General features: G+C 71.0%; 14 protein-coding genes. 2 read left to right on the top strand and 12 right to left on the bottom strand.

Annotated features, from left to right (window positions below; all coding sequences use genetic code 11):
• The 4 genes from A5787_RS26575 to rimP form a co-directional block, all read right to left on the bottom strand.
• The coding region (locus A5787_RS26575) for a translation initiation factor IF-2 N-terminal domain-containing protein (protein ID WP_197507072.1) at positions 1-358 on the bottom strand (358 nt) is incomplete at its 3' end.
• A gap of 84 nt (positions 359-442) precedes the next feature.
• Positions 443-679, bottom strand: a complete 237-nt coding sequence (locus A5787_RS26570; protein ID WP_369829102.1) for a YlxR family protein — start codon at positions 677-679, stop codon at positions 443-445.
• A gap of 174 nt (positions 680-853) precedes the next feature.
• Positions 854-1,897 carry a transcription termination factor NusA gene (nusA, locus tag A5787_RS10625; protein ID WP_066965707.1) on the bottom strand — a complete coding sequence of 348 codons (1,044 nt, stop codon included), beginning with the start codon at positions 1,895-1,897 and terminating at the stop codon, positions 854-856.
• Complete coding sequence (gene rimP, locus A5787_RS10620) at positions 1,894-2,433, bottom strand: ribosome maturation factor RimP (RefSeq protein ID WP_066965704.1); 540 nt, start codon at positions 2,431-2,433, stop codon at positions 1,894-1,896. The genes nusA and rimP overlap by 4 nt, the downstream gene beginning before the upstream one ends.
• Positions 2,434-2,627: 194 nt before the next feature.
• On the opposite strand from rimP, the gene A5787_RS10615 reads away from it, so the two are divergent.
• The gene (locus tag A5787_RS10615) at positions 2,628-3,164 is read left to right on the top strand and encodes a hypothetical protein (protein ID WP_066965696.1); all 537 of its coding nucleotides are present in this window, start codon (positions 2,628-2,630) and stop codon (positions 3,162-3,164) included.
• A 13-nt stretch (positions 3,165-3,177) separates the two neighbouring features.
• Positions 3,178-3,624, top strand: coding sequence for a ferritin-like domain-containing protein (locus A5787_RS10610; protein WP_066965694.1), 447 nt, complete (start codon positions 3,178-3,180; stop codon positions 3,622-3,624).
• Positions 3,625-3,628: 4 nt separating this feature from the next.
• Here the strand turns inward: A5787_RS10610 and A5787_RS10605 are convergent, their stop codons facing one another.
• The 8 genes from A5787_RS10605 to mqo all read right to left on the bottom strand — a co-directional run bounded on the left by A5787_RS10605 (position 3,629) and on the right by mqo (position 14,133).
• Complete coding sequence (locus A5787_RS10605) at positions 3,629-5,377, bottom strand: proline--tRNA ligase (protein ID WP_066965692.1); 1,749 nt, start codon at positions 5,375-5,377, stop codon at positions 3,629-3,631.
• 63 nt (positions 5,378-5,440) lie between these two features.
• Positions 5,441-7,033 (bottom strand): MFS transporter, encoded by a 1,593-nt coding sequence (locus A5787_RS10600; RefSeq protein WP_066965690.1) that lies wholly within the window; start codon positions 7,031-7,033, stop codon positions 5,441-5,443.
• 33 nt (positions 7,034-7,066) lie between these two features.
• Entirely contained in the window at positions 7,067-8,263 is a 1,197-nt protein-coding gene (cobA, locus tag A5787_RS10595) for a uroporphyrinogen-III C-methyltransferase (protein WP_066965687.1), read from the bottom strand.
• A 9-nt stretch (positions 8,264-8,272) separates the two neighbouring features.
• Entirely contained in the window at positions 8,273-9,661 is a 1,389-nt protein-coding gene (locus tag A5787_RS10590) for a cobyrinate a,c-diamide synthase (protein ID WP_197507070.1), read from the bottom strand.
• Complete coding sequence (cobO, locus tag A5787_RS10585; protein ID WP_066965681.1) at positions 9,658-10,272, bottom strand: cob(I)yrinic acid a,c-diamide adenosyltransferase; 615 nt, start codon at positions 10,270-10,272, stop codon at positions 9,658-9,660. The genes A5787_RS10590 and cobO overlap by 4 nt, the downstream gene beginning before the upstream one ends.
• Before the next feature lie 20 nt (positions 10,273-10,292).
• Positions 10,293-12,128 (bottom strand): magnesium chelatase subunit D family protein, encoded by a 1,836-nt coding sequence (locus A5787_RS10580; RefSeq protein ID WP_066965678.1) that lies wholly within the window; start codon positions 12,126-12,128, stop codon positions 10,293-10,295.
• Entirely contained in the window at positions 12,125-12,649 is a 525-nt protein-coding gene (locus A5787_RS10575) for a GNAT family N-acetyltransferase (protein ID WP_066965675.1), read from the bottom strand. Before A5787_RS10575 ends, A5787_RS10580 begins: the two co-directional genes overlap by 4 nt.
• On the bottom strand, positions 12,646-14,133 hold the full coding sequence (gene mqo, locus A5787_RS10570; protein ID WP_082977154.1) for a malate dehydrogenase (quinone): 1,488 nt from the start codon (positions 14,131-14,133) through the stop codon (positions 12,646-12,648). The genes A5787_RS10575 and mqo overlap by 4 nt, the downstream gene beginning before the upstream one ends.
• Positions 14,134-14,185 lie beyond the last annotated feature (52 nt).

Here is a 14,185-nt window from a genome sequence, read left to right as displayed (position 1 = left end):
CGGCCGGCGCTTCGGCGGTCGCGGGGGGGGCGCCCGGCACGGCGGCCGCCACCCCGCCGGCGGCGGGCTGGGCGGGCGCGGCAGTCGCTTCGCCGTTCCCGGCGGGCGTGCTGATCGCCTTGTCGAGGGCCTTGTCGAGGGACTTGTCGAGGGACGTGTCCGGCCCCTTGGTGGCCGCCTTGGCGGGCGCCGGCTTGCCGCCCCCGAAGGACTCGCGCAGCCGGCGAGCCACCGGTGCCTCTACCGTCGACGATGCGGATTTGACGAATTCGCCCTGTTCATTCAGTCGGGCGAGGACTTCCTTGCTGCTGACACCGAGTTCCTTAGCCAACTCGTGTACGCGGGCCTTACCTGCCACTACATCTCCTGTCTATGAGGCGACAGCAGTGGGCCGCGCCTCGGGTATTAGCTGTAACGCATGGGGATCCGAGTCATCGGGACTTCACGGTGTGCTCATGTTCTTTGCTGCCTCTTCTGTTGCCGGGCGCGTCGTGCACTCCAAGTGCTCGACCACCGCGGATGTGTCCAGCGGACCGGTGATGCGCAACGCTTTGGTGAAAGCCCGCCGCCGAATCGCCTGGTGCGCGCACTGTGGCACGGGATGCAGCCATGCACCCCGCCCCGGCAGGCTAGTCCTGTCGTCAACGATCGCGGCATATTCGCCGTTCCCCGTCGACACAGCCACCACTCGAAGCAGTTCGGCGGCCAGCTCTCGCTTTCGGCACCCCACGCACGTCCGCACCGGTCCATCTGTGTTTCTGTGCGCAAATCTTTCGGGAGCCGAAAATTCGCGCTGGATCACGAGTCAGTCTAGCGTCCTTTGACCGGAGGTCAGAACCACCCGAAGCCACACCTAGCGGTCGTGCGCCACGGGATGACCGGCGCCGTGCTCGGGCTGGCTCTCCGCATGCTCCGGGGAATCCCCGCGGATGTCGATGCGCCACCCGGTGAGCCGCGCGGCAAGCCGGGCGTTCTGGCCCTCCTTGCCGATGGCCAGCGACAACTGAAAGTCGGGCACCACCACGCGGGCGGCCCGGCCGGTCTCGTCGATGACCGACACGGAGACCACCTTCGCCGGTGACAGCGCGTTGGCGACGAAACGGGCCGGGTCCTCGTCGTAGTCGATGATGTCGATCTTCTCCCCGGACAGCTCGCTCATCACGTTGCGGACCCGCTGCCCCATCGGGCCGATGCAGGCGCCCTTGGCGTTCAGGCCGGGGACGATCGAGCGCACCGCGATCTTGGAGCGATGGCCGGCCTCGCGGGCCACCGCCACGATCTCCACCGATCCGTCGGCGATTTCGGGGACTTCCAGCGAGAACAGCTTGCGCACCAGGTTGGGGTGGGTGCGCGACAGCGTGATCAGCGGCTCGCGGGACCCGCGCGTCACGCCGACGACATAACAGCGGATCCGGTTGCCGTGCTCGTAGCTTTCGCCGGGGACCTGTTCGGCCGCCGGGATGACGCCCTCGGACGCCTTGGTTTCGCTGCCCATCCGCACCACGACCAGGCCGCGGGCGTTGGCCCGGCTGTCGCGCTGGATGACGCCCGCGACGATCTCCCCCTCGCGGGTGGAGAACTCGCCGTAGGTCCGCTCGTTCTCGGCGTCCCGGAATCGCTGCAGCATGACCTGGCGCGCGGTGGTGGCGGCGATGCGCCCGAAACCCTCGGGGGTGTCGTCCCATTCGCTGATGACGTTGCCGTCCTCGTCGGTCTCGCAGGCGATCACACGCACGACGCCGGTCTTGCGGTCGATCTCGATGCGCGCGTCCATCTGGTGGCCCTGGGTGTGCCGGTAGGCGGTCAGCAGCGCGGATTTGATGGTCTCGAGCAGCTCGTTGACCGAGATGCCCCGGTCCACCTCGATCGCGTGCAGCGCGCCCATGTCGATGTTCATGCTCCGGCCTCCGTTCCATCGGGCCGACCCCGCAGCGCCCCGGCCAGTTCCAGCTCCGCGGGTGCCGGGGGCGAAAACTCAACTTGCACAACAGCTTTCACGATTCCGGCGAGCGGGATTTCGCGTACCGCCCAGTCGCGGCCCGCGCGGACCACCAGGGCGACGGTGTCGTCGCGGGTCTCGCCCAGCCGGCCGGTCAGCTGCGATCCGTCCGACAACGCGAGCTCGACCTTGCGCCCACGGGCCCGGCGGAAGTGCTTCGAGCTGGTCAGCGGGCGGTCCACACCGGGCGAACTCACCTCGAGCACATAGCGGTCCGCGGTGCCGTCCAGGCCGTCCAGCAAAGCCGAGGCCGAACGCGACAAGGTGGCAACCGTGTCGAGGTCCAGGGGGTCGTCGCCGTCGGCGATCACGGTGATCCGGGGCGGCCGCGCGTGTGCGTCGATGACCACGTCTTCGATTTCGTAACCGGCGCGCGCGAACTCACCGCCGAGTAGCTCGATCACCTGCGTCTGCGAAGGTAGCCCGGTGGTCACGGCGAGCTCCTCATCTTGAGTTGTCCGGTCATCGGCCGGTGTCGCCACCCGGGTGGCTTCCGAGCGGCTTCCGGTCTTCAGTCAGCTATCAACGATACGCCAGGAATCGCCGATGACGGCGTGATCACCGCATCGTCAACGTCCTCGGACCTGCCCTCCGGCGTGACCGGGCCCGCCGATGGCAGGATGTTGCTGTGCCTAGCGCAGTACCCGTCACCAACCGGCGGGGTGTGCTCGCCGGTGCCGCGGCCCTCGCTGCGTTCGGGGTGCTCGCCTCCGCCTGCGGCGAGTCCCCACCCAAGCCGCCCGCCGTCGAGAACCTGCTGGGGCCGTTGGACCAGGCCCGCAAAGACAGCGTCCTCGCCGGCGCCGCCGCCGCGGCCGTCGGCGTCGCGCCCCAGATCGCGGCCGCGCTGACCGTGGTCGCCACCCAACGCGCCGCGCATGCCCGCGCCCTGTCCACGGAGATCGCGCGGGCCGCCGGCAAGCTCACGTCCTCGTCGAGCGAGACGACCCCGCCGAGCACCAGCTCCGGTCAGGCCGAGCCGGGCCCGCCACCGCCGCCGCCGCCGGTGTCCGACGTGATCAACTCGCTGCGCGCGTCGGCCGAGAGTGCCGGGCGCCTGGTGACGACCGAGTCGGGCTACCGGTCCGGGCTGCTGGCGTCGATCGCCGCGTCCTGCACGGCCTCCTACCAGGTGGCGCTGGTACCCGGGGGCCCGTCGATATGACCACCGGCCCGATATGACGTCCGGGAAAGACGCCGACAACGCCGCGCTGTGCGACGCGCTGGCCGTCGAACACTCGACGATCTACGGCTACGGCATCGTGTCCGCGCTCTCGCCGCCCAGCGTCAACGGCATGGTGGTGGAGGCCCTGGGCCAGCATCGCCAGCGCCGCGACGACGTCATCGCGATGCTGGCCGCCCGCAAGGTCAACGCCCCGGTCGCCGCGGCCGGGTACCAGCTGCCGATGCTGGTGGGCAGCCCGGCCGACGCGGCCCGGCTGGCGGCGCGGATGGAGAACGACGGCGCGACGGCCTGGCGCGCCGTCGTCGAGCACGCCGAGACCGCCGGCGACCGGGCGTTCGCCTCGACGGCGCTGACCCAGAGCGCGGTCATGGGCGCCAGGTGGAACCGGGTGCTGGGCGCCTGGCCGATCACGACGGGTTTCCCGGGCGGCAACGAGTAGCGCTCTATCCGGTCAGGGCCGCCGCGATGTCCGTGGCCAGCGATGCGCCTACCGTCAGCTCGCGGGTCTGTCCGGAGAAGCGGTCACGCAGCTCGACCACGCCGTCGGCCCAGCCGCGCCCCACCACGACGATCCACGGCACGCCCAGCAGCTCGGCGTCCTTGAACTTCACCCCGGGCGATGCCTGGCGGTCGTCCAGCAGCACCTCGACGCCCAACCGGTCCAGATCGGCGGCCAGCGCGGTCGCCCCGGCGCGGGCCTCGGCGTCTTTGTTGGCGATCACCAGGTGCACGTCGAACGGCGCGACGGCCGAGGGCCAGCGCAGGCCGAGCTCGTCATGGTGCTGCTCGGCGATGACGGCCACCATCCGCGACACCCCGAGGCCGTAGGAGCCCATGGTCAGCCGCACCGGCTTGCCGTCCTCGCCGAGGACGTCGACGGTGAAGGCGTCGGTGTACTTGCGGCCGAGTGAGAAGATGTGGCCGATCTCGATGCCGCGGGCCGACACCAGCGGCCCGGCGCCGTCCGGGGAGGGATCGCCGTCGCGCACCTCGGCGGCCTCGATGGTGCCGTCGGCCGTGAAGTCCCGGCCCGCCACCAGCCCGACGACGTGCCGGCCGGGCTCGTCGGCCCCGGTGATCCAGCTGGTGCCGTCGACCACCCGCGGGTCGACGAGATAACGAACGCCGTTGTCGCGCAAGGCTTTCGGACCGATATATCCCTTCACCAGGAACGGATTTTTGGCGAAGTCGGCGTCGTCGAGCAGGGCGTACTCGGCCGGCTCCAGCGCCGCACCCAGCCTCTTGTCGTCGACCTCGCGGTCGCCGGGCACCCCGATGGCCAGCAGCTCCCACTCCCCGCCGGGCTGGCGCACCTTGAGCAGCACGTTCTTCAGCGTGTCGGCCGCGGTGACGGTGCGGCCCAGGCCGGCCGTGTTGGCCCAGTTCACCAGCGTCGCGATCGTGGGGGTGTCGCCGGTGTCGTGGACCACCGCCTCGGGCTGCCCGTCGATCGGTAGCGCCTCCGGGCGGGCGGTGATGACCGCCTCGACGTTGGCCGCGTACCCGGACTCCAGGCAGCGCACGAAGGTGTCCTCGCCGACCGGGCTCTCGGCCAGGAACTCCTCGGACGCGCTGCCGCCCATCGCTCCCGTCACCGCGGACACGATGACGTAGCGCACGGCCAGCCGGGAGAAGATGCGCTGATAGGCCTCCCGGTGCGCGTGGTAGGCGGCCTTGAGCCCGGCGTCGTCGATGTCGAACGAGTAGGAGTCCTTCATCAGGAACTCCCGGACGCGCAGGATGCCGGCCCGCGGCCGCGCCTCGTCGCGGTACTTGTTCTGGATTTGGAACAGCAGCAGCGGAAAGTCTTTGTAGGAGCTGTATTCGCCCTTGACGGTCAGCGCGAAGAGCTCCTCGTGGGTGGGGCCCAGCAGGTAGTCGCTGCCGCGGCGGTCCTGCAGCCGAAACACGCCGTCGCCGTACTCGGTCCACCGGTTCGTGGTTTCGTACGGGGCGCGCGGCAGCAGGGCCGGAAACAGGATCTCTTGCCCGCCAATCGCGTTCATCTCGTCGCGCACGATCCGCTCGATCTTGCGCAGCACCCGCAGGCCCAGCGGCAGCCAGCTGTACAGCCCGGGCGCGACGGGCCGGACGTACCCGGCCCGAATGAGGAGCTTGTGGCTGGGCACTTCGGCGTCGGCGGGGTCGTCGCGCAGGGTGCGCAGGAACAGCTCGGACATCCGGGTGATCACAGCGGGCAAGCCTAGTGGCGGGCGGTGCCCGGCCGAAAATCGCTGCGGTTTACCCGCCGGGAGCTAGAGCTCGCCGGCGTCGATCGCTTCCTTGACCTCCTGCGCGTGGGCTACCTGCTCGGGCGTGTAGCCGATGAGCAGCGCCGCGGCGCCGACGATGACGGCCACGCCGGCCACCCACAGCAGCCCGTAGGTGTAGCCGTGGTCCAGCGCACTCAGCTGCGCGTCGTTCATGAACTTGACCGGGCCGGTGGTGCCGCCCATGTACAGCGTGCGGGAGGTGATCACGGCCTGGATGACGGCCAGCACCAGCGGCCCGCCCAGGCTCTGCAGCATCAGCGCGATGGCCGAGACCGGGCCGATCTGGTCGAAACCGACGCCGGCGATCGCCGACAGGGTCAGTGGGACCACGCAGATGCCGATCCCGATCCCGCCGACGATGATGGGCAGCACCAGGTTGGGGAAGTAGGGCACGCCCCGATGCATGAAGAACGAGCCGTAGATCATCGCCCAGAAAAGCAGCACTCCGCCGCCGATCGTCAGCACCCGCGGCGAGAACCGCGACACCAGTTGCGAGGAGACGCCCAGGCCGATGCCCATTGCGATGACGAATGGGATGAAGCCGACACCGGCGCGCAGCGCGCTGTAGCCGAGGATGTCCTGCACGTACAGGCCGATGCACACGGTCAGGCTGAACATGAGTCCGCCGGCCAAAAAGATCGCGGCGAACGTCACCAGCCGGTTGCGATCGCGGAACAGGCCGAACGGGACGACCGGGTTCTCGGCGGTGCGCTCGACCACGACGAAGGCCAGGGCGGCGGCCATCGCCACCGCGCCCGAGCCGATGGTGGTGATCGAGATCCAGCCCTTTTCCGGGCCCATCGAGAACGCGAAAACGGCGGCGGTGCACGCCAGCGTGGCCAGCAGGGCGCCGGTGGCGTCGAGCTTCATCCGCTCCCGGTTGGTTTCCCGCAGTGCGGTGCGGGCCAGGTAGATCATCACCAGCCCGATCGGGACGTTGACCAGGAACGCCAGCCGCCAGGACCATTCGGTCAGCGCCCCGCCGACCACCAGGCCCATCACCGAGCCGACGGCGGTCATCGCGGCGAACACGGCCGTCGCGGCGTTGCGCGCCGGACCCTTCGGGAAGGTGGTCGCCACCAACGCCAGGCCGGTCGGCGAGGCGATGGCCGACCCGATGCCCTGCGACAGCCGGGCGATGACCAAGGTGGCCTCGTCCCAGGCGACCGCGCACAGCACGGAGGAGATGGTGAACAGCGCGACGCCGACGATGAACGTGCGCTTGCGCCCGATGGTGTCGCCGAGGCGGCCGCCGAGCAGCATCAACCCGCCGAAGGTCAGCACGTACGCGGTGATGACCCAGCTGCGGCCCGCGTCGGACAGGCTCAGTTCGTTCTGGATCTTAGGAAGCGCGACGATCGCGACCGTGCTGTCCATGGTCGCCAACAATTGCATGCCACCGATCGCGATCACGGCCGCGATGAAACGCCAGGACGGCAGCCATGCGGGGTAATACCTGCTGATCCGTGAGGAGGCGGTCTCCGCCGGCGGCGTTGCGCGCACCGGGGCCGGACGATCGGGGCGCACGGATGCCAAGTTTTGGACCGCGCGCTCTGAGTCGTTGAGAGCCGTCATAATGGGTTACCTTACAGTAATCTTAAGATCCTTTTAAATGCCGAACGCCGCCACAGCCCCGATCACGATGATCGCGGGAGGTCGGATCCCCTCCGCGCGAACCTTCTCCGGCGTGTCGGCGAGGGTGGCCCGCAACGTGTGCTGAGCTGCCGTTGTTCCGTGCTGGACCACCAGCACTGGCGTATCCGCAGGTCGGCCCCCGTTCAGCAAAACATCGACGAAAAGCTCGATGCGTTCAACCGCCATCAGCAAAACGATGGTCCCCCTCATCGCGGCCAGTGCATCCCAATTTACTAACGATTCGGGGTGGCCCGGCGCCACATGGCCGCTGACCACCACGAATTCGTGATTTATCGCCCGATGGGTGACCGGGACGCCCGCCAAGGCGGGCACGCCTATGGCACTGGTCACACCTGGCACCACGGTCACCGGGATGCCGGCCTCCGCGCACGCCAGCACCTCCTCATACCCCCGCGCGAAGACGAAGGGGTCGCCGCCCTTGAGGCGCACCACGAAGCTGCCGGACCGGGCCCGCTCGATCATGACGTGGTTGATCGCGTCCTGGGCCATGGCCCGCCCGTACGGAATCTTGGCCGCGTCGATGACTTCCACGTGCGGGGGCAGCTCGGCGAGCAGCTCGGGCGGCGCCAGCCGGTCGGCGACCACGACGTCGGCCTGGGCGAGCAGGCGGCGGCCGCGCACCGTGATGAGCTCGGGGTCGCCGGGACCGCCGCCGACCAGCGCCACCCCACCGCGCACCACGTCGGAGCTTTCGGCCGTGATGACACCTTGCTGCAGCGCCTCCCGGATGGCCGAGCGGATCGCCGCGGACCGCCGGTGCTCGCCCCCGGCCAGCACCCCCACCGACAAGCCGGCATAGCTGAAGGTCGCCGGGGTGACCGCGGTCCCCTCGACGGCGATGTCGGCCCGGACGCAAAAGATTTGGCGGCGTTCGGCCTCGGCGACGACGGCCGCGTTCACGTGCGCATCGTCGGTCGCCGCGATGGCATACCAGGCCCCTTCGAGGTCGCCGTCGCGGTATTCGCGCACCGACAGGACGATGCCCTCCATCGCCTCGACGGCCGGAGTGGCGGACCGGGAGATGACGTGCACGTCCGCGCCGGTCGCGATGAGGAGCGGCAATCGGCGCTGCGCGACGGTCCCCCCGCCGACCACGACGACCTTCTTGCCGGCCAGCCGCAATCCGGCCAGGTAGGCGTTCTCGGTCACCGGGCAAGCCTAGTGGTTGGTCTGTGAGCGCCCTCGCGCCAGCGCGGCGTGGGCGACGAAGCGCGCCACCGCCCCTGGCGTCGCCGCCGGGTGGGTGTGTAGGTACGAGGCGTGCACGCCGGCGTGCACGGCGCCGTCCCGCACGGGAGCTTTGTCGTCCGCGTCGCGGGCCCCATAAACCCAGGCCGGCTGGTAGCTCTCGGCGAAAGTGACCGCGGTGCGGTGGAATTCGTGCCCGACCGCCCGCTGCCCGGCCGCGTACAGCGGCGAATCGGTCACGGCGACGGCGTCGCGATAGGCCAGCGTGAGGTGCGGCGTGAACCGCGCCGAACCGGCCAGCACCCCGCACATCGGGTGGCCGTCGAGTTCGGAGGCCAAGTAGATCAGCCCGGCGCATTCGGCGTGCACGGGCGCGCCGGCGGCGGCCAGCTCGCTGATCTGGGTCCGCACAACGTGATTGGCGGAAAGCTCCGCGGTGAACTGTTCGGGGAAGCCGCCGGGCAGCAGCACGGCGTCGGTGCCGTCGGGCAGCGCGTCGGCGAGCGGGTCGAACTCGGCCACGTCGGCGCCGGCGGCTCTGAGCAGTTCCGCGTGTTCGGCATAGCCGAAACTGAACGCCTTGCCGCTCGCCATGGCGACGGTGGCGCGCGCGCCCGAGTCCTCCCCCACCGCCGCGGCGGGGTCCCAGGGCCGGTCGGCGGATCCGCATTGGGCGGCCGCCACCACGGCGGCCAGGTCGACGTGGCGCGCGACCAGGGCGGTCATCGCCTCGACCGCGTCCTGGGCGCGCCGCCCGTATTCCACGGCCGTGACGAGCCCGAGATACCTTGTCGGCAGCTCCAATTCGGCGGCGCGGGGGATGGCGCCCAGCACCGGGACGCCGGCCTGTTCGCAGGCCTGCCGCAGCACCTGCTCGTGCCGGGCCGACCCGACCCGGTTGAGGATCACGCCGCACACCCGGGTCGCGGCGTCGAACGTCGAAAAGCCGTGCAGCAGCGCGGCGATGCTCTGGCTCTGGCCGCGCGCGTCGACCACCAGGATCACCGGGGCGCCGAGCAGGCCGGCGACGTGCGCGGTGGAGCCCGCCGCCGGGGCGGTCGTTCCGATGCGCCCGTCGAACAGCCCCATCACCCCCTCGACCACCGCGATGTCCGCGCCGCCGGTGCCGTGCGCGTAGAGCGGGCCGATGAGCCCCTCCCCCACCAACACGGGGTCGAGGTTGCGGCCTGGCCGCCCGGCGGCCAGGCCGTGGTAGCCGGGGTCGATGAAGTCGGGGCCGACCTTGAACGGCGCGACGCTGTGGCCCGCGCCGCGTAGCGCTCCGATCAAACCCGTTGCGACGGTGGTCTTTCCACTGCCCGACACGGGCGCGGCGATGACCACCGCCGGAACGCTCACCACTCGATGCCCTTCTGTCCCTTGCGCCCGGCGTCCATCGGGTGCTTGACCTTGCTCATCTCGGTGACCAGATCGGCGGCCTCGACCAACCGCGGCGGGGCATCGCGTCCGGTGATCACCACGTGTTGGTGGCCGGGCCTGGCCAGCAGGACGTCCACCACGTCGTCGACGTCGACCCAGCCCCACTTGAGCGGATAGGTGAACTCGTCGAGCACGTAGAAGTCATGACGCTGCGCGGCCAGCCGGCGCGCGATCTCGGCCCACCCGTCGGCCGCGGCCGCCGCGTGGTCGAGCTCGCTGCCCTCCTTGCGGCTCCAGGACCAGCCCGCACCCATCTTGTGCCATTCGACTTCCCCGCCGGTCCCGTCCCGGTCGTGCAGTTCGCCGAGCCGGGCGAAGGCCGCCTCCTCGCCCACCTTCCACTTGGCGCTCTTGACGAACTGAAACACCGCCACCCGCAGGCCGGCGTTCCAGGCCCGCAACGCCATTCCGAACGCCGCCGTCGACTTCCCCTTGCCCGCGCCGGTGTGGACCGCCAGCACGGGCGTGTTGCGCCGGGCCCGGGTGGTCAGGCCGTCGTCGGGCACGTCGAGCGGTTTTCCCTGTGGCATGGACCCTTATCCTCGCTCGCTCAGGCCACGCTGCGGACGGCCCGCGTCAGGTGGTCGGCGCGCAACTGCTCCAGCCGCACCGCCGGAGCGCCGAGCTGGTCGGCGAGCCGGCCCGCCAAACCCAGCCGCACATACGAGGTCTCGCAGTCGACGACCACCGCGGCGGCCCCCTCGGCGAGCAGGCGTGCGGCCGCGATCCGGCTGCGCCCCAACGGATCCGGCCCGGCGGTGGCCCGGCCGTCGGTGAGCACCACGACCAGGGGCCGTCGGGCGCGGTCGCGCGCCCTTTCCCGGACGATCAGCTCACGCGCGGCCAGCAGGCCCTCGGCCAGCGGGGTCTTGCCGCCGGTGTCGAACCGGGCCAGTCGCCGCGCGGCGATGTGCGCCGACGACGTCGGCGGGAGCAGCAGCCGCGCGCCGTGGCGTCGGAAGGTGATCACCGCGACCTTGTCGCGACGCTGATAGGCGTCGCGCAGCAGCGACAGCGTGGCGCCGCTCACCGCGGCCATGCGATCCCGGGCGGCCATCGAACCGGACGCGTCGACGACGAAGATCACCAGGTTGCCTTCGCGACCTTCGCGGATGGCCCGGCGCACGTCCTCCGGCGCCGGCCGCAACGGCCCGGCCCCGGCGCGCTCGGCGGCCGACAGCAGGGTCGCGAACAGGTGCAGCCCGTGCGCGCCGCCGCTCGTGTCGCCCGCGTCGGCCGCCGAGACGACGCTGCCGGAGGCGTTGCGGGCGCGCGACCGCCGTCCCGGTGCGCCCTCGCCGACCCCGGGCACGGTCAGCGCCCGGGCGCGAAACGTGGCCGACGGCGGCGCGCTGGGCTTCGTCGACGGCGCGCGCTGCGTCGGGTTTGGTTGCGCCGCGGGGGCATCCGCGGCGTCGCCGCCGCCCGGCGGGTCGGGGTCGGGGTCGGGCTCGGGGTCCTCGGCGCCGGCCCGCGCCAGGGCCTCGTCCAGCTGGTCGCGGTCGATGCCGGGGTCGTCGAACGGGTCGCGGCGGCGCCGATGCGGCAGGGCCAGTTCGGCCGCCACCCTGATGTCCTGCTCCTCGACGAGAGTGGCGCCGCGCCACGCGGCGTGCGCGACCGCGGTGCGGGCCACCACCAGGTCGGCCCGCATGCCGTCGACGTCGAACGCCGCGCACAGCGCCGCGATCCGCCGCAATTCGTTGTCGGGCAACGACACGTCGTCGACCAACGCGCGGGCCGCGCCGATCCGGCGGGCCAGTGCCGCGTCGGCGTCGGCGTACCGCTGCGCGAACGCGTCGGGGTCGGCCTCGTAGGCCATCCGGTGCCGGACGACCTGCATCCGCACGTCGACGTCGCGCGACGCGTGCACCTCGACGGTCAGGCCGAACCGGTCCAGCAGTTGCGGGCGCAGCTCGCCCTCTTCGGGATTCATCGTGCCGATCAACACGAACCGCGACTCGTGCGAATGCGAGATGCCGTCGCGCTCGATGTGGACGCGGCCCATCGCCGCCGCGTCGAGCAGCACGTCGACCAGGTGGTCGTGCAGCAGGTTGACCTCGTCGACGTAGAGGACCCCGCCGTGGGCCCGCGCCAACAGCCCCGGTGAAAACGCGTGCTCGCCGTCGCGTAGCACCCGTTGCAGGTCCAGCGAGCCGATCACCCGGTCTTCGGTTGCGCCCAGCGGCATTTCGACCAGCCCGGCGCCGGCGCTTCCGGTCGCGGCGGACAGCAGCGCCGCCAGCCCGCGCACGGCGGTCGACTTGGCGGTGCCCTTCTCGCCCCGGATCAGGGCCCCGCCGATCTCGGGGCGCACCGCGCACAGCAGCAGCGCGAGCCGCAGTTGGTCGTGCCCGACGATCGCGCTGAACGGATACGGCTTCACGGATGCTGCGCCAATCCGGAGCCCGGCCCGCCCGCCGGCGACGCAGGCCGGGTATCGGCCTGAGGAGGCGGGCGCGAGGGCTTGAGCATGGGCACGTGCGGGATACCGTCGTCGACGAAATCGTCGCCGTCGCGGATGAATCCGTGCTGGGCGTACATGTCGGCCAGGTAGGTCTGCGCGTCGATCCGGCACGGGTAGTCCCCCACCTCGGCCAGCGCGGCGCGCAGCAGCCGGGTGGTGTGGCCCTGGCCGCGTGCGCTGCGCTTGGTGCACAGCCGGCCGATCCGGAAGGCCTTCTCGCCCCCGGCGTGCTCCTCCATCAACCGCAGCGTGCAGATCACCCCGCCATCGGGCGTCTCCAGCCAGAAGTGCCGGGTTTCGGCGAGCAGGTCGCGGCCGTCGAGCTCCGGATACGGGCAGGCCTGCTCGACGACGAACACCTCCACCCGCAGCTTGAGCAGCTCGTAAAGCGTTGGGACGTCGAGATCTTTGGACCAGGCGCGGCGCAGCGATTCGCTCATGATGCCTCCAGCTGCAGGGCTTTGGTGCCCCATGACCACACCTCGTCGAACAGCGCGGGCTCGCGGGACAGCTCCACCCCCAGCGACGGCACCATCTCTTTGAGCGCGGGCAGCCACGAGTCGTAGCGCTCGGCGAAGCACCGCTGCAGCACGTCGAGCATGGCCGGCACGGCGGTCGACGCCCCGGGGGAGCCGCCCAGCAGCCCGGCGATGCTGCCGTCGGCGGCGCTGAGCAGGGTGGTGTTGAAGTCGAGCGCCCCGCCCCTGCGCTTGTCGCGGCGGATCACCTGGACCCGTTGGCCGGCCACCGTCAGCTCCCAGTCCGAACCGGTTGCGCTGGGCGCGAATTCACGCAGCATGCGCACGCGGCCGGGTTCGGAGAGCCGCAGCTGGCCGATCAGGTAGTTGACCAGTGTCAGCTGGGTGACCCCGACACCAAGCATCGACACCAGGTTGTCCGGCTTGATCGAGCGGGGCAGGTCGGTGAAGTGGCCGTGTTTCAAAAACTTTGGCGACCAGCCGGCGTAGGGCCCGAACACCAGCCACGACTTGCCGTTGACGAACCGAAGGTCGAGGTGCAGCGCGCCGAGCGGCGGGGCCCCCGGGGCCGGCGCGCCGTACACCTTGGCGCGGTGCGCGGCGGTGAGCGCCGGGTTGTCGGCGCGCAGGAACCGGCCGCCGATCGGGAAGCCGGCGAAGCCCTTGACCTCGGCGATGCCCGACCGCTGCAGCAGCGGCAACGCATCCCCACCGGCGCCGACGAAGACGAATTTGGCGTTCAGACAGCGCTTTTCGCGGGTCCGGCGGTTGCGGATCGTCAACGCCCAGCCGCCGTCGGACCGGCGGGCCAGGTCCCCGACCTCGTGACCGAACAGCGCGGTGGTGCCGCCCTGCACGCAAAAGGCGATGAGTTGGCGCGCCAGCGCGCCGAAGTCGACGTCGGTGCCGTCGGCCGCCCAGTTGAGCGCGACCGGCTCGGAGAAGTCGCGCTTGGCGGCCATCAACGGCAGCCGGCGCGCGAACTCTCCCGCGTCCTCGATCAACTCGGTGCGCGCGAACAGGGGGTTGCCGGCCAGCGCGCGCCGGCGCCGCCGCAGGTAGTCGACGCCCGACGCGCCGCGCACCAAGCTGGCGTGCGGGATCGGGTTGACGAACCCGCGATCGGTCAGGATGCCGTTCTCGACGGCGTAGGCCCAGAATTGGCGGGTCACCTGGAACTGCTCGTTGATGCGGACCGCCTTGGTGATGTCGATCGAGCCGTCGGAGCGCTGCGGGGTGTAGTTCAGCTCGCACAGCGCGGAGTGCCCGGTGCCCGCATTGTTCCAGGGGCTGCTGCTTTCGGCGGCGACGGCGTCCAGCCGCTCGACGAGGGTGATCGACCAGTCCGGCTCCAGCCGCCGCAGCAACGCACCCAACGTCGCACTCATGATGCCGGCACCCACCAGCACGACATCGGTCCGTGCGGTTCTGGCCTGGCCTGACACCGTCCCAGGTTATCCCGACGCGATTCGGGCACTCGCGACGTCCGGCCCACCC

It is taken from the genome of Mycobacterium sp. 852002-50816_SCH5313054-b (genome assembly GCF_001667185.1).
In the GTDB taxonomy this organism is placed as follows: domain Bacteria; phylum Actinomycetota; class Actinomycetes; order Mycobacteriales; family Mycobacteriaceae; genus Mycobacterium.
The sequence above is the reverse complement of the archived record's forward strand: the minus strand, read 5'-3'. Positions and strand labels throughout refer to the sequence as shown.